This window comes from Streptomyces sp. NPDC054834, assembly GCF_053611185.1.
In genome coordinates this window covers 1-19085 of sequence record NZ_JBSGZV010000006.1, presented here as the reverse complement: position 1 = coordinate 19085, position 19085 = coordinate 1, and the positions used below count along the sequence as shown (strand labels likewise).

The following is a 19085-nucleotide window of genomic DNA, read 5'->3' as shown; positions in this document are numbered from 1 at the left end:
ATGTTCCGGGGATGCGGCTACTCCGTCCCTAATGTCCGATATAAGGAATAGCCGTGGACCCACAGTCACCGCTTATGGTGCTCTGACGGCCCGTGGGAAAAGCTAAGACATACAAAAAGCACATGCACAGCTCCAGCGCGCCGGGTCGACGACGAGCGTGAACGAGCGTGGCCGAGTGCGACCGAGAACAACAGCCGTGGATCGAGGAGAAGACCTGTGAGCACCGAGAACGAGGGCACCGCGGTACCCCCTGCCCCGTCCGCACCTCCAGTGCCGGTGGCGACTCCCGGTGCTTCCCCGCAGGCAGCGGCGCCCGAGGGGGGCTCGCCGACCGCTCCGCTCGCGCCGGTTCCCCAGAGCGTCTCCGGTACGCCGGAGCAGAGCGCGCCCCAGGCGCCCCAGGCCTTCGCCCAGGACGGGCACGCCTCCGTGCCCGCACCCGACGGCTCCTGGCCGCCCCCGCCCCCCGCGACGCCCTCGTACGCCGACGGGGGCGCCGGCGCCGGCTACGGAGGTGCGGGCTACGGCGGTGACGGCGGGGGCGCCGGCTGGGGCTCCTCGTACCAGCAGCAGCCCGCGCCGAAGTCCGGCCGCGGGCGCGGCGGGCTGGTAGCGGCGGTCCTGGTGGCCGCGCTGGTCGCGGGCGGCCTGGGCGGTGGCCTCGGCTACACCCTGGCCAAGAACAACGACGACACCGGCTCCACCACCGTCTCCGCCTCCAGCAGCGCCTCGCAGGTCAAGCGCGCGCCCGGCACCATCGCGAACGTGGCCGCCAGCGCGCTGCCCAGCACGGTCACCATCGAGGCGGAGAGCACCAGCGGCGAGGGCGGTACCGGCACCGGGTTCGTCTTCGACAAGCAGGGCCACATCGTCACCAACAACCACGTGGTGGCGGACGCGGTGGACGGCGGCAAACTCACCGCCACCTTCCCGAACGGCAAGAAGTACGACGCGGCGGTCGTGGGCCACGCCCAGGGCTACGACGTGGCGGTCATCAAGCTCAAGAACGCCCCCTCCGACCTCAACCCGCTCGCCCTCGGCGACTCCGACAAGGTGGCCGTCGGCGACGAGACCATCGCGATCGGCGCCCCCTTCGGGCTCTCGAACACGGTCACGACCGGCATCATCAGCGCCAAGAACCGCCCGGTGGCCTCCAGCGACGGCAGCTCCACCAGCAAGGCGTCCTACATGAGCGCCCTCCAGACCGACGCCTCCATCAACCCCGGCAACTCCGGCGGCCCCCTCCTGAATGCCTCCGGTGCGGTGATCGGCATCAACTCCGCGATCCAGTCCAGCAGCAGCGGCGGTCTGGGCGGCTCCGGCCAGTCCGGCTCCATCGGCCTGGGCTTCGCCATCCCCATCAACCAGGCGAAGTACGTAGCCCAGCAGCTGATCAAGACCGGCAAGCCCGTCTACGCCAAGATCGGCGCGTCCGTCTCCCTGGAGGAGAGCACGGACGGCGCGAAGATCACCGACCAGGGCGCGGCCGGTGCCGCCGCGGTCGAGTCCGGCGGCCCCGCGGACGAGGCCGGCCTCAAGCCCGGCGACGTCATCACCAAGCTCGACGACCACGTGATCGACTCCGGCCCGACCCTGATCGGCGAGATCTGGACCCACAAGCCGGGCGACAAGGTGACGATCACCTACAAGCGCGACGGCAAGGAGCACACGGTCGAACTCACCCTGGGCTCCCGCGCGGGCGACAGCTGACCCCCACGCGCACCTGCCAACCCGTTACTCTTGTCCCCGCGCCGCCGATCTCGCGCGGCGCGGGGAGGCGTGCCCGAGCGGCCTAAGGGAACGGTCTTGAAAACCGTCGTGGCAGCGATGTCACCGTGGGTTCAAATCCCACCGCCTCCGCGCAGGTCTTGGACATGCTGGTCATAAGGGGTGCCTCTCACTGAGGGGCACCCCTTCCGCATGGGGGCGCGTGGGGGTGGTCATCCGGGCCGCCGAGGCGATCGTCGTGCGGGCCTCGCGTTCGGAGAGGCCCGTGTGGACGGCCGCGTCGATCAGTGGAGCGACGAGGGCGGGGCCGATGCCGTTCTCGTAGGCGCGGCAGGCGGCCCAGAAGAGGCGGGTGTTGCGCTGGCCCTCGTGGGCGGCGAGGACGAACTGGATCAGACCCTGGCCGTGGTGTCCGGTGGACGGCGGGTTGGGGTGCGGGGCGCGCGGGGGCGGGACGAGCAGGCGGAGCAGGGCCGGCGGGCAGGCGCCGGGGGCAAGGTGGGCGGTGCCGGGGGCGGTGGAGTAGACACCGTGGTCGGTGCGTGAGCCGGGGCCGACGAGGTAGCCGCCGGCGCCGCGGATGTCGATGCCGGGGGCCAGCCGTCCCGCCGAGTTGGGGACGACGACACCGGGCGGGCCGGTCAGCCAGAGGTGGCGGCCGCCGCTGGGGGTGAGGACGACGACCGTCACCGGGATCGTGAACAGGTGGCGCAGCGCCAGCTCGCGCAGGGCGGCCGAGGAGTCCGTGCCTGTTTTCGTGTCGAGGTCGACTCCGATGAGGTGGTGCGGGGGCAGGCCGCAGGCGATGCCGTAGCCGGTGGCCCAGGGTGCGGCGGCGAACAGTTCGCGGACGCGTGCCGGGTCCTTGGAGGCGTCGTACACGCCGTGGCCGAAGTGTCCGCACTCGCCGTGGCAGGCGGGGGCGGTGGGGTCGTCGCGGTGGGGGGAGCGCAGGGCCGGGAGTTTGGTCCGGGACAGGGGGATGACGGCCAGGCCGCGTTCTGCGGCTGACAGGGCGTGTGCGAGGGCCAGCGTCGTGGCCTGCCGGTCGGTGGTGGCCATGTATTTATGGTCGTACGTATGTTCGAAAAAAGGAAGAGGGTGAGGCGTGACGCGCCGTGTGGCTCGCTCTGCGGGAGTGATCGGCCGGATGTGCGCCCGACCTGTGCCGGAACGATTCTCCGCTTACGGTGCCTGGTCGCCGCCTTGTTCTGTACTGTCCCGACCCGTCCCTTTGGGGGCTAAAGGTGGCGAAAAGGGTTTATCGACTTTTCCTCACGCTTGCGTGCGAAAAGCAGCTTCCGGGGTGGTTCGCCGGGGATTCGGTGGGCAACTCTGGATGCGTGCGAGCATTCGATCCGTTGCCCGCCATGGCGCCGTTGTCCGCGGAGGTGACGCCGGCGAAAAGGGGCGGTCGCGAGGGGGGAGGGCGGAGACGGCGGCGAGAACGCGGGCGGTACGGATACTTGCCATGGGGCGCGGCGAGCGTCTTCGGCAGCGGGGTCGGCCTCGACAACTACGGCAACTTGTCGACCACCGGGCAGAACGCGGTCGGCTTCGGCGCCTCGAACCAGAGCAATACCGCCCAGGTCAACGGCTCAGCACTCACCCCGACCCAGCAGGGGAACGACAACGTGGCCATCCGCTTCACTCGTCTGCGGTGAGTCACCAGGGGGGCATTGGGGGGCGTAAGTCCCTTGTGGGGTGCGCTCAGTGGGGATGTGTCGCGTCTGCGCGGCGGTGCTTCGGTACCGCCGCGCAGGCGTTTCCCCATGACCGATGGCGGCCTTGGCGGCCATGGCCCATGACGACCTTGACACCCGACAGAATCTGACGGACAGTCAGAAACCATGCATCTCGCCCCCACCGAGCGCCAGCCGCGGCTGCGCGCGGAACTGCGCGTCTACTTCCGGGACGTCGGCGCCGAGAACGACGGCTGGTCGCTGATCACGAACCAGCTCAACCACGAGCGGGTCACCCGCGCCGCGATCGGCATGCAGGTCGAGGAGTTCCTCACGGCGGCGCTGACCGCCGCCCATACCCCCGATCCGGTGACGGGGCGGCGCCGCATTGACGGGCCGTGGGTGAGTTTTCGGCTGGCTGAGGCGCATGCCCGGCTCGCGGCATCGCGCCTGCTCAGCTGGCGTTTGGTGGCGGATGTGGGGGCCGGTCGACCGGCCCCCGGGGAGGCGAGCGGGGTGAAGTCCGCGGGAACGGAATCGGCTGTCGCGACGTATCGCATGTGTCAGCACATCGTGGGCGAGACGGGACTCGTCCGCTCCGGGTCCCCGGGAGTGTTCGGGGCCGGAGAGCTGGAGCGGCTGAACAGGGCGGCACAGATCAACGCGTTCGGGGGCGGGGTGAGCGAGGTGCAGCGGGAGATCGTCGCGATGATGCGGCTCGGGATGACAAGGGGGCGGCGGTGAGCGCGCCGGCCAGGGAGCCGGACGCCGGGCCGGCGGCGCGGCTCAAGACATACGAGGCACGGCTCAAGGCATACGAGGGGCGGTCGGCCGCTGTGTCCGGTGTCGGCAAGGACCCGGTCAACCAGCCGATGATCCGGCACTGGTGCGAGGCGCTGGGCGACACCAACCCGGCGTACACCGGGCCGGACGCCATCGCCCCGGCCACCATGCTCCAGGCCTGGATCATGGGCGGGCTCTCCGGGCACGAGGGACGCACGGACGCGTACGACGAACTGCTCGGCCTGCTGGACGAGGCGGGCTGCACCTCGGTGGTCGCCACCGACTGCGAGCAGGAGTATCTGAGGCCCCTGCGGCCCGGGGACCACGTCACCTTCGACACGGTGATCGAGTCGGTGTCGGAGCGGAAGACGACGAAGCTCGGCACGGGGTACTTCGTCACGACCCGCACGGACGTACGCGTGGCCGACGACCTCGCGGGCACGCACTGCTTCCGCATCCTCAAGTACGCCCCGGCCAGGCGGAAGACCCCTGGGAGGCCCCGGGCCCGCCGTCCCCGCCCGGTGGTCAACCGTGACAACGCCGGATTCTGGGAGGGCGTCGCCGAGCACCGGCTGCTCATCCAGCGCTGCACGGGCTGCGGCACCCTGCGCCACCCCTGGCTGCCGGGCTGCAACGCCTGCGGCTGCCTGGACTGGGACACGGTGGAGGCCGGTGGCGAGGGAACGGTCTACTCCTACGTCGTGATGCACCACCCGCCCTTCCCTGCGTTCACGGAATCCGATCACGCCACCGGCGCGGCGGGTCCTTACGCGGTCGGCCTCGTCGAACTGGCGGAAGGCGTGCGGATCGTGAGCAACGTGGTCGGGGTGCCGTACGACAAGGTGCGCATCGGGCTGCCGGTCCGGGTCGAGTTCCGGCGGTACGAGGCCGACGACGACGAGGCCGACGAGGCCGACGAGGGCGCGCAGGTCCTGCCGGTGTTCCGGGTCCTGGAGAGCGAGGCCTGACATGGACTTCACGCCCACCGAGGCGCAGGCCGGAGCCCGTGAGCTGGCCGCCCGGAACTTCGGCGACCTGGCCACGCACGAGCGGCTGGCGGCCACCGGCACCGGCAGCGACTCCGAGCTGTGGAAGGCCCTGTGCGGCGCGGGACTGGCCGGCCCCGTGGAGGAACTGGGCCTGCTCGGACTCGTGCTGCTCCTGGAGGAACAGGGACGCACCACGGCCCAGGTGCCGTACGCCGCCACCTGCGCGTACGGGCTGCTGGCGGTCGCCGCCCACGGCACCCCGGCGGCCTGGCGGCGGGACGCCGGACTGCCGTACGCCACGCACGCGCTGACCGCCGCCTGGTGGGCGTCCGAGACGGGGATGGGGATCCCCCGCTCGAGCGAAGCCGAGAGTGGGGAAGGGTCGTGCACACGGGCCGGCATCTGCACGGCGGCGCGGGAGCCGGCCTCGGCCACCCGGTCCACCGGCACTCCCTGTGGGGGCGGCAGCTGGACGCGTATCTGGGACGCGGCGGCGAAGTGCTTCAGGAGCTGGGGGAGTTGATCGCGAGTGGGGAGTGAGATGGGGAGCAAGATGGGGAGTGGGACATGGCGGAGGTGAAGGCCGGTGCGCAGCTGCCCCCGCTGGAGATCCCGATCACGCGCACGCTGATCGTGGCGGGTGCGATCGCGTCGCGGGACTACCAGGACGTGCACCACGATCCCGAGCTGGCGCGGCACAAGGGCTCCCCGGACGTCTTCATGAACATCCTGACGACCAACGGCCTGGTCGGCCGGTACATCACGGACCACTTCGGCCCCGCCGCTGTGCTCCGCAAGGTGGCCATCCGGCTGGGGGCACCCAACTACCCCGGCGACACGATGGTGCTGTCGGGCACCGTCGAGGAGGTGGCAGGCACCACCGCCACGGTCCGGGTCGTCGGGGAGAACGGCATCGGACGCCACGTGACCGGCACGGTGACGGTGACCGTCCCGGCGGAGCGTGTGGCATGAGCGGGCGGACCAGGGACACCCTCGGCGGGCGGGCGGCCGTCGTCGGCATCGGGGCGACGGAGTTCTCCAAGGACTCGGGGCGGAGCGAGCTCAGGCTGGCGGTGGAGGCGGTGCGGGCCGCGCTGGACGACGCGGGACTGACGCCGGGCGATGTGGACGGGATGGTGACGTTCACGATGGACACCAGCCCGGAGATCACCGTGGCCCAGGCCTGCGGGATGGGTGAGTTGTCCTTCTTCTCCCGTATCCACTACGGCGGCGGGGCGGCCTGCGCGACCGTCCAGCAGGCGGCGCTCGCCGTCGCCACCGGTGTGGCCGAGGTGGTGGTCTGCTACCGGGCCTTCAACGAGCGGTCGGGGCGTCGCTTCGGTGCGGGAGTGCGGCACCGGGAGCCGTCGGCGGAGGGCGTGGCGCTCGGCTGGGGACTGCCCTTCGGGCTGCTCACCCCGGCCTCCTGGGTGGCGATGGCGGCACAGCGCTACCTGCACAGCTACGGGCTGACACCCGAGGTCTTCGGGCATGTGGCGGTCGTCGACCGCCGGTACGCGGCGACCAACCCGGCGGCGTACTTCCACGGCCGCCCGATCACGCTCGCCGACCATGCCGCCTCGCGCTGGATCGTGGAACCGCTGAGACTGCTGGACTGCTGCCAGGAGACGGACGGCGGGCAGGCGCTGGTGGTGACGTCCGTGGAGCGGGCCCGCGACCTGCCGCACCCGCCCGCCGTGATCGCGGCGGCCGCCCAGGGCGCGGGCCGGGCGCAGGAGCAGATGACCAGCTTCTACCGCGACGACCTGGCAGGCCTGCCCGAAATGGACGTGGTGGCCCGCCAGTTGTGGCGGACCTCCGGGCTGGGGCCGGCCGACATCGACGTGGGGATCCTCTACGACCACTTCACGCCCTTCGTGCTGATGCAGCTCGAGGAGTTCGGGTTCTGCGGCAGAGGGGAGGCGGCGGACTTCGTGGCCGCGCGGGAGCTGCCGCTGAACACGCACGGCGGCCAGCTGGGAGAGGCGTATCTGCACGGCATGAACGGGGTGGCGGAGGGCGTGCGCCAGCTGCGCGGCACGGCGGTCAACCGGATACCGGGGGCGGCCCGGGTCCTGGTGACGGCGGGCACGGGGGTGCCGACATCGGGGCTGGTCCTCGCCGCGGACGGATGAGCCCGCACGGGTAAACCCGTAGTACGACGGGGTTGTCCGTCCACCTTCAGGAGGTGGAGCCCGCCCCACCCCTACAACCTGAGGCGGACCTCGCTTCGGGACCTGGGGCCGATCCGCGGGAACAGGGGTCGCTCATAGCGTGGAGCCATGACCACACCCGTCTGCACCAGTGCGTCGGCCGTCGCTGCACCAGCGAGGCAGATCCGGCCGTACCCGTCGTTCTCTTCGTACGTCAGGGACCGCCAGCCGGTGCTGCTGCGTACCGCCCGGTCGCTGACGGCGAACCCGAGCGACGCCGAGGACCTGCTGCAGACCGCGCTGACGAAGACGTACGTGGCGTGGGAGCGGATCGAGGACCATCGCGCGCTGGACGGCTATGTCCGCCGGGCGCTGCTGAACACGCGCACGTCCCAGTGGCGCAAGCGCAAGGTCGACGAGTTCGCGTGCGACGAGCTGCCCGAGCCGGAGCCGGTGCCCGGCGGCGACGACCCGGCCGAGCGGCAGGCGCTGCACGACGCGATGTGGCGGGCGATCGGCAAGCTGCCCGCCCGGCAGCGGGCGATGGTCGTCCTCAGGTACTACGAGGACCTGAGCGAGGCGCAGACGGCCGAGGTGCTCGGGGTGTCCGTCGGCACGGTGAAGTCGGCGGTGTCGCGGGCGCTCGGAAAGCTGCGCGAGGATCCCGAGCTCGGCCTGGTGAGATAGGCCCGCGAAGCCCGCGAGTTTTCCTTCCCCTAGTGACATACCGCGCGGTATGTGCGCAGAATCAGCGGCAGATACCGCCGCGTAGGCAATGTCGCCTTGGGAGGACGCCGTGCTGAGCACGATGCAGGACGTACCGCTGCTGATCTCGAAGATCCTGACCCACGGGTCGACGATCCACGGTGCGTCGCAGGTGACCACCTGGACGAGTGAGGGCGAGCCGCACCGCCGCAGCTACGCCGAGATCGGTGCCCGCGCCGCCCAGCTGGCGCACGCCCTCCGCGAGGACCTCGGGGTGCGGGACGACAACCGGGTCGCGACCCTCATGTGGAACAACGCGGAACACACCGAGGCCTACTTCGCGATCCCCTCCATGGGCGCCGTGCTGCACACGCTCAACCTGCGCCTGCCCCCCGAGCAGCTGGCCTGGATCGTGAACCACGCCGCCGACCGGGTCGTGATCGCCAACGGTTCCCTGCTGCCGCTGATCGCCCCGCTGCTGCCGCACCTCGAGACCGTCGAGCACGTCGTGGTCACGGGACCCGGTGACCGTTCCCTGCTGGCCGACGCCGGCATCCCCGTGCACGAGTACGAGGAGCTGATCGCCGGGAAGCCGACCACGTACGACTGGCCGGAGCTGGACGAACGCCAGGCCGCCGCCATGTGCTACACCTCCGGCACCACCGGAGACCCCAAGGGTGTGGTGTACAGCCACCGTTCGATCTACCTGCACTCCATGCAGGTCAACATGACCCAGTCGATGGGCCTGACCGACCAGGACACCTCCCTGGTCGTGGTCCCCCAGTTCCACGTCAACGCCTGGGGCCTGCCGCACGCCACCTTCATGACCGGCGTCAACCTGCTCATGCCGGACCGCTTCCTCCAGCCCGCCCCGCTGGCCGAGATGATCGAGAGCGAGCAGCCGACGCACGCCGCGGCCGTCCCCACCATCTGGCAGGGCCTGCTCGCCGAGCTGACCGCCAGGCCCCGGGACGTCTCCTCCCTCACCCAGGTCACCATCGGCGGCGCGGCCTGTCCGCCCTCCCTCATGACGGCCTTCGACAAGCTCGGCATGCGGGTCTGCCACGCCTGGGGCATGACGGAGACCTCCCCCCTGGGCACGGTCGCCCGCCCGCCGGCTCACGCGGTCGGCACGGAGGAGGAGTTCGCCTACCGGCTCACCCAGGGCCGCTTCCCGGCCGCGGTCGAGGCCCGCCTCACCGGCCCCGGCGGCGAGCGCCTCCCCTGGGACGGCGAGTCGGCCGGCGAGCTGGAGGTGCGCGGCCCGTGGATCGCCGGCGCCTACTACAACGGCCCCGACGCCGAACCCCTGCGCCCCGCCGACAAGTTCAGCGAGGACGGCTGGCTGAAGACGGGAGACGTGGGGACGATCTCCCCCGACGGCTTCCTCACCCTCACCGACCGCGCCAAGGACGTCATCAAGTCCGGCGGCGAGTGGATCTCCTCCGTCGACCTGGAGAACGCCCTGATGTCCCACCCGGACGTCGCCGAAGCCGCCGTCGTCGCCGTTCCCGACGACAAGTGGGGCGAGCGCCCGCTGGCCACCGTCGTCCTCAGGGAGGGCGCCACCGCCGACTTCGAGACCCTGCGCGCCTTCCTCGCCGAGGAAGCCAAGATCGCCAAGTGGCAGCTCCCGGAGCGCTGGACGGTCATCGAGTCGGTGCCGAAGACGAGCGTGGGCAAATTCGACAAGAAGGTGCTGCGCAGGCAGTACGCGGAGGGCGAGCTGGACGTCACCCAACTCTGACCCGCGCCCGCGCACATGCCGGTGCTGGGATGCGAGGACATCCCAGCACCGGCGGCGTACGCCCGCTCAGCCGCCTCAGCAGCCTCAGTCGCCTCAGTCGCCCAGGACCTGCCCGAACGTCTGGTCGTCACGGGCGCGGCCCAGCTCATAGGGGCCGAAGCTCTTGGAGCCGGTGGCGGTCAGACCGCTCGAGGCTCCGCGCAGCCGCCACACGGCACCGCCGCGGCCGGTCGCGCCGGCGGTCTGCTCGCCGATCGCCGCGGCGGTGAGGTCGGCCTTGCCGTTGCGGTCGATGTCGGACAGCAGCACGTACGAGCCGAACTTGTCCTTGCTCTCCGCCGTGCCGGGGACGCCCGAGGTGTTCTGGGTGAGGCTCTGGTCGCCGGTGGCGGCGATGCCGGTGGCCGAGCCGCGCAGCAGGACGACGGTGCCCGCGTCGGTGAGGCTGCCGACATCCTCCCCGGGCAGGCCGACGGCCACGTCCGCGTACCCGTCGCCGGTCACGTCGCCCACGGACAGAGACGCCCCGAACCGGTCCCCGCTCTCCGCCGCACCCGGCACCCCGGTCGAGTTCTGGTTCAGTACCTGGGTCGCGCGGCCGGTCCCCGGGCCGTCCGTGCCGCCGTACACGACGCTCACCGCACCGCCGACGGCGGTGGTCTCGTAGGCGTCGCCCACCACGATGTCGGCGTGGCCGTCGCCGTCGACGTCCCCGATCGCGGAGGTGTGCGAGGCGGGGAGGGTGGACTTGGGCACCAGCCCCGCGCCGCTCGCCGAGCCCTCGAAGTACCAGGCGCGCTCCGTGCCGCCGTGCAGCGCCCGGTACTGCACGACGAGGTCGTCGGCCGTGTCACCGGAGACGTTCCCGGAGGAGAGGAACCCGGCCGCGTAGGCCGAGGTCTCCGGCAGGGTCACGGTGCCCGCCGAAGCCCAGGCGCCGGAGCGGGCGAACGGGCCCTTCAGGACGGAGACCGTGGACGTGAGCGCGTTGTAGGCGGCCAGGTCGGGGTGCCCGTCGCCGTCGAAGTCGCCCGCGGTGAGCGCGCCGCCGAAGTGGTTGCCGTCCTTGGCCACCGGGTCCTTGACCATCACGGCGGACGTGCCGAGCCCGCTCGGGCCGCCCCAGTACAGGGTGACGGAGCCCTGGGAGGCGTTCGGGCCGTACGACTCGCCGGGCGCGCCGACCGCGAGGTCGCTGTAGCCGTCGCCGTCGAAGTCGGCCACCGTCAGGGCGCCGCCGAACTCGTCGCCGCCCTCGGCCGAACCGGGGTTGACGCTCCCGGACTGCGTGAGGATCTTCCGCTTGGCCGGGTCGATGCCCGCGGAGGTGCCGTAGACGACGCCGACCCAGCCGGCCTCCCACTGGGTGTCCGTGCCGCCGGGCACGCCGATGACGACGTCCCGGTAGCCGTCCCCGTTGAAGTCGCCGTGCACACCGTTGCCCACGGCGGCGGCGGTCGCCGGGAGGGCCGCCTGGGCGGCGACCAGGCCGCCGGTCAGCGTCAGGGCGGTGGTCGCGGCGAGCGCGAGGCGAGTGCGTCTGTACATGCGGGCGTTCCCCTGGGTTGGTGCTGCGGTGGTGTACAGGAGACGTACGGGGTGGGGCCTGGGTTGTACGAGTGACCAGGGGGTTCAGGAGGCGGTCGGCACCGTCGTACCAGGGAGGTCCAGGAGGCGGTCGTCACCGTCGTACGGTCGTCGTCAGCCACCCGAGCACCAGCCAGAGCGCGGCCACCGCGCAGACGCCGCCCCATCCCCACTGGGCGTAGGCGACCCCCGCGAGGACGGAGGCGAGCGCGCCGCCCGTGAAACCGGCCACGACGTAGGCGGTGTTGGCGGTCGCGGGGGCGGAGGTGGTGGTCAGGGCGAGGGTCTGGTTGGCGACGTGCGAGGCGACCAGGGCCGCATGGACGGCGATCGCCGCCACGAACAGCGCGGCGAGCACCCGCCCGCCGAGCCAGAACAGCGGCACGGAGACGGCCGCGAGGGCGTACGCCGACCGTACGACCTTCGCGGCGCCGAAGCGGTCCACCAGCCCGCCCGCGAGCGGGGCCACCGCGCTGGCCGTGAGGCCGAAGAGGCCGAACAGACCGGCGGTCGCGGTGGACAGGCCGTACGCCGGGCCGGTCAGCAGCAGGGCGAGCGAGGTCCACAGTGCGCTCCAGGCGCCGAACATCCCGGCCTGCCTGACGCACGCCCGCCACAGGTCGGGCGAGCGGCGCACGAGTCCGGGCAGGGCGGTCAGGCCGGCGAACAGCGGACCGGTACGGCGGCGGTGCTCCCTCGGCAGCGTGAGGGCGGTGGCGAGTCCCAGTACGAGGGTCAGCGCGCCCGCACCGGCGAACACCCACCGCCAGCCGAAGGACTGCCCGGCCAGGCCGCCGACGACCCGGGCCGCGACGATGCCCGTGAACAGACCGGCGATGACGGCGGCGACATGACGGGCGCGGTGGTGGGCGGGGGCGCGCTCGGCGACCAGCGGGACGAGCAGCTGCGGGACGACGGTCGCGGCGGACGCCACGAACACGGCGACCGCGAGAGCGGCGGTGCCGGAGGCCGCCGCGCCGAGCATCAGCGCGGCCGTCGTGGCCGCCGACAGGAGGGCGACCAGCGGGCGCCGGTCGACGCGGTCGCCGAGCGGGGCGAAGAAGAGCAGCCCGGCCGCGTAGCCGAGCTGTGCGACCGAGGCGATCCAGGTCACGGCCGGGGGGACCGTGCCGAAGTCGTGGGCGATGAGGGGGAGCAGCGGGGCCGCGAGATAGATGTTGGCGGCCGTGACGGCGGTGCAGACGGCGATGAGGACGAGCAGGAGGCGGCCGGAGTCTGCCTGCTCGCGGGCGGGGACCCGGATCTCCTGTGCCTCTTGGTTGGTGGTCGCTGACGGCATGACCGGAGGTACTCCTTAGAGCGGACTTACAACTAACTGGTTGGTTGGAAGCGGGAACAGCGTGCCCGGCCGCGGAATTCCCTGTCAACCAAATAGTTGGTTACAAGGCCGGTACTCTGAGTGCATGGCAGCAGTGAGGGACCCCGAGGCCACCAGGGCGCGGATCTTCCAGGCGGCGGTCGCCGAGTTCGCCCGGCACGGCATCGCCGGGGCCCGCATCGACCGCATCGCGTCCGAGGCCAAGGCCAACAAACAGCTGATCTACGCCTACTTCGGCAACAAGGCGGAGCTGTTCTCACAGGTCCTCGGCACCTGCATGGTCGACCTCGCCGCCGCCGTCCCCGTCGACGCGGACGACATCGAGGGCTGGGTCGACCGCCTCCTCGACTACCACGCGGCCCACCCCGAACTGCTGCGCCTGCTCTTCTGGGAGGGCATCGAGTACGGCACCGCCGAGCTGCCCGACGAGACCGCCCGCCAGGAGCACTACGCCCGCAAGGTCGCCACGCTCGAGGACGGCCAGGCCCGGGGCGTCGTCACCGACGCCATCCCGGCCGGCGACCTGCTGATCCTGCTGACCGCGCTCACCAACTGGATGGCCGTCGTCCCGCAGATGCGCCGCATCCTCGCCGGCCCCGAGGACAGCGACCGCGAGCGCCTGCGGGCCTCCATCAAGGAGGCGGCCCGCAGGCTGGTGGCCCGTTAGGCAGACCGGACGGGCCTCAAGCCCGAACGAGTCTCAAGACCGGACGGGCCTCAAGGCCGAACGGGCCTCAAGGACCGGACAGCCTCAGTTGGTGCCGATGCGGGCCAGCAGGTCCACGATCCGGGTCTGGACCTCGCCGCTGGTGGAGCGCTCCGCCAGGAACAGCACCGTCTCCCCCGAGGCCAGCCGTGGCAGGTCGGCCTGGTCGACGGCGGCGGTGTAGACGACCAGCGGGGTGCGGTTGAGCTGCCCGTTCGTGCGCAGCCAGTCCACGATCCCGGCCCGGCGCCGATGCACCTGCATCAGGTCCATCACGACCAGGTTCGGCCTGAGCTGCCCCGCCAGCGTCACCGCGTCCGCGTCACTCGCGGCTCGCGCGACCTGCATCCCGCGCCGCTCCAGCGTCGCGGTCAGGGCGAGGGCGATCTCCGCGTGCTCCTCGATGAGGAGGACACGCGGCGGATGCTGCTCGCTGTCGCGCGGCGCGAGCGCCTTCAGCAGGACCGCGGGATCGGCACCGTACGCCGCCTCGCGTGTCGCCTGCCCGAGCCCGGCCGTGACCAGCACCGGCACCTCGGCGGCGACCGCCGCCTGCCGCAGCGACTGAAGCGCGGTACGGGTGATCGGCCCGGTCAGCGGATCCACGAACAGCGCAGCGGGGAAGGCCGCGATCTGCGCGTCGACCTCCTCGCGCGAGTGCACGATCACCGGCCGGTAGCCGCGGTCGCTGAGCGCCTGCTGCGTGGTGACGTCCGGCGCGGGCCACACCAGCAGCCGGCGCGGGTTGTCCAGCGGCTCCGGCGGCAGCTCGTCGTCCATCGGCTGCGGACGCGGGGAGTCCGCGACCTCGATCGCCCCGCCCGGACCGTCCAGCGGCTCGGGCCCCTCGGCGGCGTTCTCGTCCGGGGCGCCTATGGCGTACGACCGTCCGGCACCCTCGGTGGCCGGGGAGAGCCGCGACTGCCCGGCCAGAGAAGGCTGGGGGACAGGCTGCGCCACCGGCTGTGCGATGGCCTGCGCGACGGGCTGTGCGACCGGCTGTACCGGCGTCTGCTCGGCGGCCGGATGCGGACGGGCACCCTGTTCAGGACGCTGGTCCGGACGCGCGGCCGGGTCGGGCGGCGTGCCCAGCTTGCGGCGCCGCCCGGAACCGCCCGGCTGGTGCGGGGGCGGCGTGGCCGTCGGCTGCTGCACCTGTGCGGCCTGCCTGCTGAACGGCACGCCCTGCCCCAGCGTCCGCACGCTGAAGCCCTGGCCCTGCGTCGAGTGCACGTCGGCGGGCACGCCACCCGCCTCGGCCGGCAACGGCTGGGCGGCCCGGGCCGGCGCGGCGGCGTGCTCCGGGGGGAGGGGGGTGCCGGGGGCCGGGGTGCCGGTGCCGTTCGGGGTCACGGCGGCGGGGGCGGCCGTTCCGTTGGGCGGTACGGCGACGTCCGCGGCCGGAGTCGGAGCCGGAGCCGGCTGGGCCGCGGGGGCCGGAGCAGGGGTGGCCGGGGTCTCGGGTGCCTGGCCGGCGGGCTGACCTGCGGGTGCCTGACCTGCGGCGGCCTGGCCGGGAACGGCCTCCGCGGGCAGCGGCTGGGCGGCGGGCAGCGGCCCGCTGTTCTGCGCCGGGAGCGACACGGCGGCGGCCTGAGCGGGAGTGGCCTGAGCGGCTGCGGGGAGCTCACCCGGGGTGGCCTGTGGCGGGACCGTCCGACCCAGCCCGGCCGGAACCGCGACCGGCTGGCTGGGGGCAATCCGCACCGAGGTTCCCGGCGCCGGAGCCGTGCCCTGGCCGGGAGCGCCCTGCGCGGGTACGACGGCACCCGGCGCGGGCGTGCCGGTGGCCGCCGCCGACTGCTGCGGCGGGACCACGGCCCGCCGGCGGCGGCCCGTCGGCGCGCTGGTGGGATGCGGCTGGGGCGGGGTGTGGTCCTCGGACTGGTCGTGCGCGACGGCGTCGTGCCGGCCTTCGTCGCCCGGCACCGGCGCACCCGCACCCGGCACCGGCGCACCCGCACCCGGCACCGGCGCACCCGCACTCGGCACCGGTGCACCCGCGCCGAGCGCCTGCCCGGCAGCCTCCGCCTGCTCCACGGCCGGAGCCTGCACTTGCCCCGGGACCTGTACCTGCCCCGGGACATGCGCCTGCCCCAGGGCCTGTGCCTGCCCCGGAACCGGTACCAATCCCTGCGCCTGCGCGTGCGCCTGCCCCTGCCCGTCCGGCCCCTCGGCCTGGCGGTCCGCCTCGGCGGGCGGCAGGGCGAAGACCGTACGGGCGCCCGTCTCCTGCGCGGCTGCACGCTCGGCCGCGGCGGCCAGCGCACGGCGACGGCGCCCGGTCGGCTGTGCGGCCTCGGCCGCCGGGACGGCTTCGGGGCCCGGCTGGGCACCGGCCGCGGGCAGCGCGGGCGGCAGAGCCTGCCGGTCCCCGTCGTCACGCCGGGCACGTCGTCCGCCGGGCGCGGGCACGCCCTGCGGCGGCACGGTCCCGCCGAGTCCCGTGTTCGACGCCGCGGCCCCCGCGGCATGCTCGGCCGCCATCACGACGGCCCCCTCGGCGACACCCTGGTCGCCACCGGCACCACCGGCACCACCGGCACCGGCTGCGCCACCGGCGTCCTCGGCGGGCCGTCCCCGCCGCCGCCCGGTGCCGCTGGACACCTCCGCACCCTCCGCCGCCGGCTGCGCCGACGCCTCGAGGGCACGCCTGCGGCGCCGCCCGGTCGGCGCGGGCGCCCCCGTCCCGTCACCATCGGACTCGCCCGGATCCTCGCTCTCCAGGAAGGCGTCGGTGGAGGACCGCCGGGCCCGCCGCCTCCCGCCACCGGAGCCGTGCTCGACGACGGCCTCCTCGTCGGCGGCCGAACCGCCCACCAGCGCCACCTCGGCACCCGGCGCCCGAGCGGGTGCCGGGACGGCCCCCGCCCCGCCGCCGATCGGCACCTCGAGTACATACGCACTGCCGCTCATCCCCGGCACCTCGTGCGTCTGAAGCACACCACCGTGTGCCCGTACGATCCCGCGGACGATCGGCTCGTGCACCGGGTCTCCCCCGGAGTACGGCCCGCGCACCTCGATCCGTACGACCTCACCGCGCTGCGCGGCGGCCACGACGACGGTGTTGTCCATGTAACCGCCCGTCGAGACGGGCGCGTTGCCGGTCGCGTCGACGCCGGCGACGTCCGCGACGAGGTGCGCGAGCGCGGTCGCGAGCCGCTGCGGGTCGACCTCGGCCTCGATGGGCGGCGCGTGCACGGCGAACTGCACCCGGCCCGGCCCGATGAGCTCGACGGCCCCGTCGACGCCGGCGGCGACGACCGAGTCCAGCATCACCTTCGTACGGGCGACGTCCTCCGTGCCCGCGTCGAGCCGCTGGTAGCCGAGGACGTTGTCGATCAGCTGGGTGATGCGGGAGTAGCCGGCGGAGAGGTGGTGCAGCACCTGGTTGGCCTCGGGCCACAGCTGCCCGGCGTCGTCCGCGGCGAGCGCGGCCAGTTCCCGGCGCAGCTCGTCCAGCGGCCCGCGCAGGGAGCGCGCGAGCAGCGTGAGCAGCTGCTCGTGCCGCCCCGCCAGGGCCTCGTAGCGGTCCTTCTCCCGCTCGCCGAGCGCGGCGTACCGCTCCTCGCCGGCCGCCAGTTCCTCGGCGTGCCGCTCTTCCAGCTCCTCGATCCGGGTGACGTGCTCCTGACGCAGAGCGGTCAGGTCGGAGGCGTGCTCCTCGGAGAGTCTCTCCAGCTCCTGGGCGTGCGCCTGCTCCAGGGCCGCCTTCTCCTCGGCGAGCGCGTCGAAGGGCCGCCGGTCGGTGAAGGTCATCACGGCGCCGACCAGCTGGTCGCCGTCGCGCACGGGCGCGGTGGTCAGATCGACCGACACCTCGTCCCCGGACTTGGACCACAGCACCTGCCCGCGCACCCGGTGCTTGCGCCCGGAGCGCAGGGTGTCGGCGAGCGGCGACTCGTCGTACGGGAAGGGCGAACCGTCGGCACGGGAGTGCAGCACGAGGGTGTGCAGCTCCTTGCCGCCGAGCTCGCTGGCCCGGTAGCCCAGTATCTGCGCGGCGGCCGGATTGACGAGCACGATCCGCCCGTCCGTGTCCGTGCCCACGACACCTTCCGCAGCGGCCCGCAGGATCATCTCGGTCTGCCGCTGTGAGCGGGCCAGCTCCGCCTCGGTGTCGACGGTGCCGGACAGATCGCGTACGACGAGCATCAGCAGCTCGTCGCCGGTGTATCCGTAACCGTCGTAGGCCTGCTGCCCGTTCTCCAGATTCGCGCTGGTGACCTCGACCGGGAACTCGGTCCCGTCGGTCCGCCGGGCGATCATCCGCGTGGGCTTGGTCCGGCCCTGCGGGTCCATGTGGTCGGGCCGCCGCATGGAGCCGGGGATGAGCTTGGAGTCGAACTCCGGCAGCAGATCGAGCAGCCCCCGCCCCACCAGAGCCGTCCCCGGAGTCTCGAAGGCCTCCAGGGCGATGGTGTTGGCGTTGACGACGGTCCCATTGGCGTTGACCAGCACCAACGCGTCGGGCAGCGCGTCCAGTATGGCTGCGAGGCGAGCAGCGCCTCGGGATGGCCTGCTGCTCACGAAACGCTTCCTCCCTGTTACCGCACCTTGCCGACCGCTCGGGCCATCTTGCCAACCGGCCCGCAGCGTGTCACGCGAGGGAGTCTAAGGGCAGTGGTTGCGCTCGCGACGCCGGATGAGAGGGAGGTCGCACGACGAAGTGACGGGGAACGTGTGACCGCACGCCCCGGCCTCCGCTCTGCCTCGGGCTTTGGGCCGCGAGACTTTCGCAGGACCTTTACGGGACCGGGGATTCCGCCACGAAAAGCCTGTGGACGGTCGCTACCCGCGCAGGCCGCGCAGGCCCCGCAGGTCGGGCAGAAGGGGAACGAGCCGGTCCCACCGGTCGATCTCGCACCCGTTGCTCCGGTCGTACGTCGCGTCGACCGGTCGCCCGGCCCAGACCCCCGTCACATGGGCGGTGGCCGGGCCCCCGTACAGCATCGTGCACATCTGGCCCGGCGCGACCGGCGCGAAGGTGTCCCGCCCCCACCGTGTGTTCCGGTCCAGCGTCCGGCAGGCACCACCCACATCCGGGTGACTGCCGGCCCCCGGATGACAGGACAGCTGGTACCGGCCGTCCCGGCCACCGCCCGCGTGCCGGACGGTGACGGTGAGGTGATCGCCGGTGGCGGCGGCCCGGTCCTCGGGGCGTACGGGCGGGGGCACCGAGACGCCGGTGCGTGCGGCGGCGGGCGCGGCGGCGAGAGCGGGCGCGGCGGCGACGGCGGAGAGGGCGGTGGCGGTGGCGGCGGCGGTGACGGCCACGGCGGCGACGGGCACCCGGCCCGCCACGCCTGCCACGCCTGCAACGACCGCCCGCGAGATGACCAGCAACATGTCCTGCCCAACGCTCCGGCCGCCCGGACGTTGCGCTCCCGGCCCCGACCGGCTCGCCGACACGGAAGGGCTTTGCCCTGCGGCCCGCCTGCCTAGTACCGTGGGAGCCGATTGGTGACAGCACGCTCGACTGTGTCATCATCTGCACGCACCACTCGCGCGCTCGCGTGAGCGGTTGTGCTGGAGGCGTCGCCTAGTCCGGTCTATGGCGCCGCACTGCTAATGCGGTTTGGGCCTTAAAGCCCATCGAGGGTTCAAATCCCTCCGCCTCCGCACCTGATCACCGAAGCCCCGGTCCACACGGACCGGGGCTTCGG

Annotated in this window: 14 protein-coding genes, 2 tRNA genes and 1 pseudogene; 12 read left to right on the top strand and 5 right to left on the bottom strand. The window is 72.9% G+C overall.

The window, feature by feature from the left end; translation table 11 throughout:
- Window positions 1-216 precede the first annotated feature (216 nt).
- Together ACWGJM_RS10455 and ACWGJM_RS10450 are read left to right on the top strand one after the other, a co-directional pair.
- Entirely contained in the window at window positions 217-1710 is a 1494-nt protein-coding gene (locus tag ACWGJM_RS10455; protein WP_453411259.1) for a S1C family serine protease, read from the top strand.
- Between the two features lie 63 nt (window positions 1711-1773).
- A tRNA-Ser gene (locus ACWGJM_RS10450) sits at window positions 1774-1860 on the top strand.
- A 21-nt stretch (window positions 1861-1881) separates the two neighbouring features.
- On the opposite strand, the gene ACWGJM_RS10445 is transcribed toward ACWGJM_RS10450, so the two are convergent.
- Window positions 1882-2790: a bifunctional DNA primase/polymerase gene (locus tag ACWGJM_RS10445; RefSeq protein ID WP_453411258.1), complete on the bottom strand. Its 909-nt coding sequence runs from the start codon at window positions 2788-2790 to the stop codon at window positions 1882-1884.
- Between the two features lie 308 nt (window positions 2791-3098).
- On the opposite strand from ACWGJM_RS10445, the gene ACWGJM_RS10440 reads away from it, so the two are divergent.
- The 8 genes and pseudogenes from ACWGJM_RS10440 (at window position 3099) to ACWGJM_RS10405 (ending at window position 9787) form a co-directional block, all read left to right on the top strand.
- Window positions 3099-3392, top strand: coding sequence for a hypothetical protein (locus tag ACWGJM_RS10440; protein ID WP_453411493.1), 294 nt, complete (start codon window positions 3099-3101; stop codon window positions 3390-3392).
- Between the two features lie 186 nt (window positions 3393-3578).
- The gene (locus ACWGJM_RS10435; protein ID WP_453411257.1) at window positions 3579-4154 is read left to right on the top strand and encodes an acyl-CoA dehydrogenase family protein; all 576 of its coding nucleotides are present in this window, start codon (window positions 3579-3581) and stop codon (window positions 4152-4154) included.
- Window positions 4151-5161 carry a bifunctional MaoC family dehydratase N-terminal/OB-fold nucleic acid binding domain-containing protein gene (locus ACWGJM_RS10430; protein ID WP_453411256.1) on the top strand — a complete coding sequence of 337 codons (1011 nt, stop codon included), beginning with the start codon at window positions 4151-4153 and terminating at the stop codon, window positions 5159-5161. Before ACWGJM_RS10435 ends, ACWGJM_RS10430 begins: the two co-directional genes overlap by 4 nt.
- Before the next feature lies 1 nt (window position 5162).
- Window positions 5163-5722 (top strand): annotated as a pseudogene (locus ACWGJM_RS10425) (hypothetical protein).
- 36 nt (window positions 5723-5758) lie between these two features.
- Entirely contained in the window at window positions 5759-6154 is a 396-nt protein-coding gene (locus tag ACWGJM_RS10420) for a MaoC family dehydratase (RefSeq protein WP_453411492.1), read from the top strand.
- Window positions 6151-7317 (top strand): lipid-transfer protein, encoded by a 1167-nt coding sequence (locus tag ACWGJM_RS10415; protein ID WP_453411255.1) that lies wholly within the window; start codon window positions 6151-6153, stop codon window positions 7315-7317. The genes ACWGJM_RS10420 and ACWGJM_RS10415 overlap by 4 nt, the downstream gene beginning before the upstream one ends.
- Before the next feature lie 147 nt (window positions 7318-7464).
- Window positions 7465-8022, top strand: coding sequence for a SigE family RNA polymerase sigma factor (locus ACWGJM_RS10410; RefSeq protein ID WP_453411254.1), 558 nt, complete (start codon window positions 7465-7467; stop codon window positions 8020-8022).
- A gap of 88 nt (window positions 8023-8110) precedes the next feature.
- Window positions 8111-9787 carry a long-chain fatty acid--CoA ligase gene (locus ACWGJM_RS10405; protein ID WP_453411253.1) on the top strand — a complete coding sequence of 559 codons (1677 nt, stop codon included), beginning with the start codon at window positions 8111-8113 and terminating at the stop codon, window positions 9785-9787.
- A 93-nt stretch (window positions 9788-9880) separates the two neighbouring features.
- On the opposite strand, the gene ACWGJM_RS10400 is transcribed toward ACWGJM_RS10405, so the two are convergent.
- Both ACWGJM_RS10400 and ACWGJM_RS10395 read right to left on the bottom strand, forming a co-directional pair.
- Complete coding sequence (locus ACWGJM_RS10400) at window positions 9881-11335, bottom strand: VCBS repeat-containing protein (RefSeq protein WP_453411252.1); 1455 nt, start codon at window positions 11333-11335, stop codon at window positions 9881-9883.
- A 133-nt stretch (window positions 11336-11468) separates the two neighbouring features.
- A complete protein-coding gene (locus ACWGJM_RS10395) occupies window positions 11469-12674 on the bottom strand; it encodes an MFS transporter (RefSeq protein WP_453411251.1) in 1206 nt (401 codons plus the stop codon).
- Window positions 12675-12798: 124 nt separating this feature from the next.
- Here ACWGJM_RS10395 and ACWGJM_RS10390 point away from each other — a divergent pair, with 124 nt between their 5' ends.
- Window positions 12799-13380 (top strand): TetR family transcriptional regulator, encoded by a 582-nt coding sequence (locus tag ACWGJM_RS10390; RefSeq protein WP_453411250.1) that lies wholly within the window; start codon window positions 12799-12801, stop codon window positions 13378-13380.
- A gap of 84 nt (window positions 13381-13464) precedes the next feature.
- Here ACWGJM_RS10390 and ACWGJM_RS10385 read toward each other — a convergent pair whose 3' ends face one another.
- Window positions 13465-17949 (bottom strand): PAS domain-containing protein, encoded by a 4485-nt coding sequence (locus tag ACWGJM_RS10385; protein WP_453411249.1) that lies wholly within the window; start codon window positions 17947-17949, stop codon window positions 13465-13467.
- Window positions 17950-18210: 261 nt separating this feature from the next.
- Complete coding sequence (locus tag ACWGJM_RS10380) at window positions 18211-18768, bottom strand: SSI family serine proteinase inhibitor (RefSeq protein WP_453411248.1); 558 nt, start codon at window positions 18766-18768, stop codon at window positions 18211-18213.
- A 182-nt stretch (window positions 18769-18950) separates the two neighbouring features.
- On the opposite strand from ACWGJM_RS10380, the gene ACWGJM_RS10375 reads away from it, so the two are divergent.
- A tRNA-Ser gene (locus ACWGJM_RS10375) sits at window positions 18951-19041 on the top strand.
- The last annotated feature ends 44 nt before the right edge of the window (window positions 19042-19085 follow it).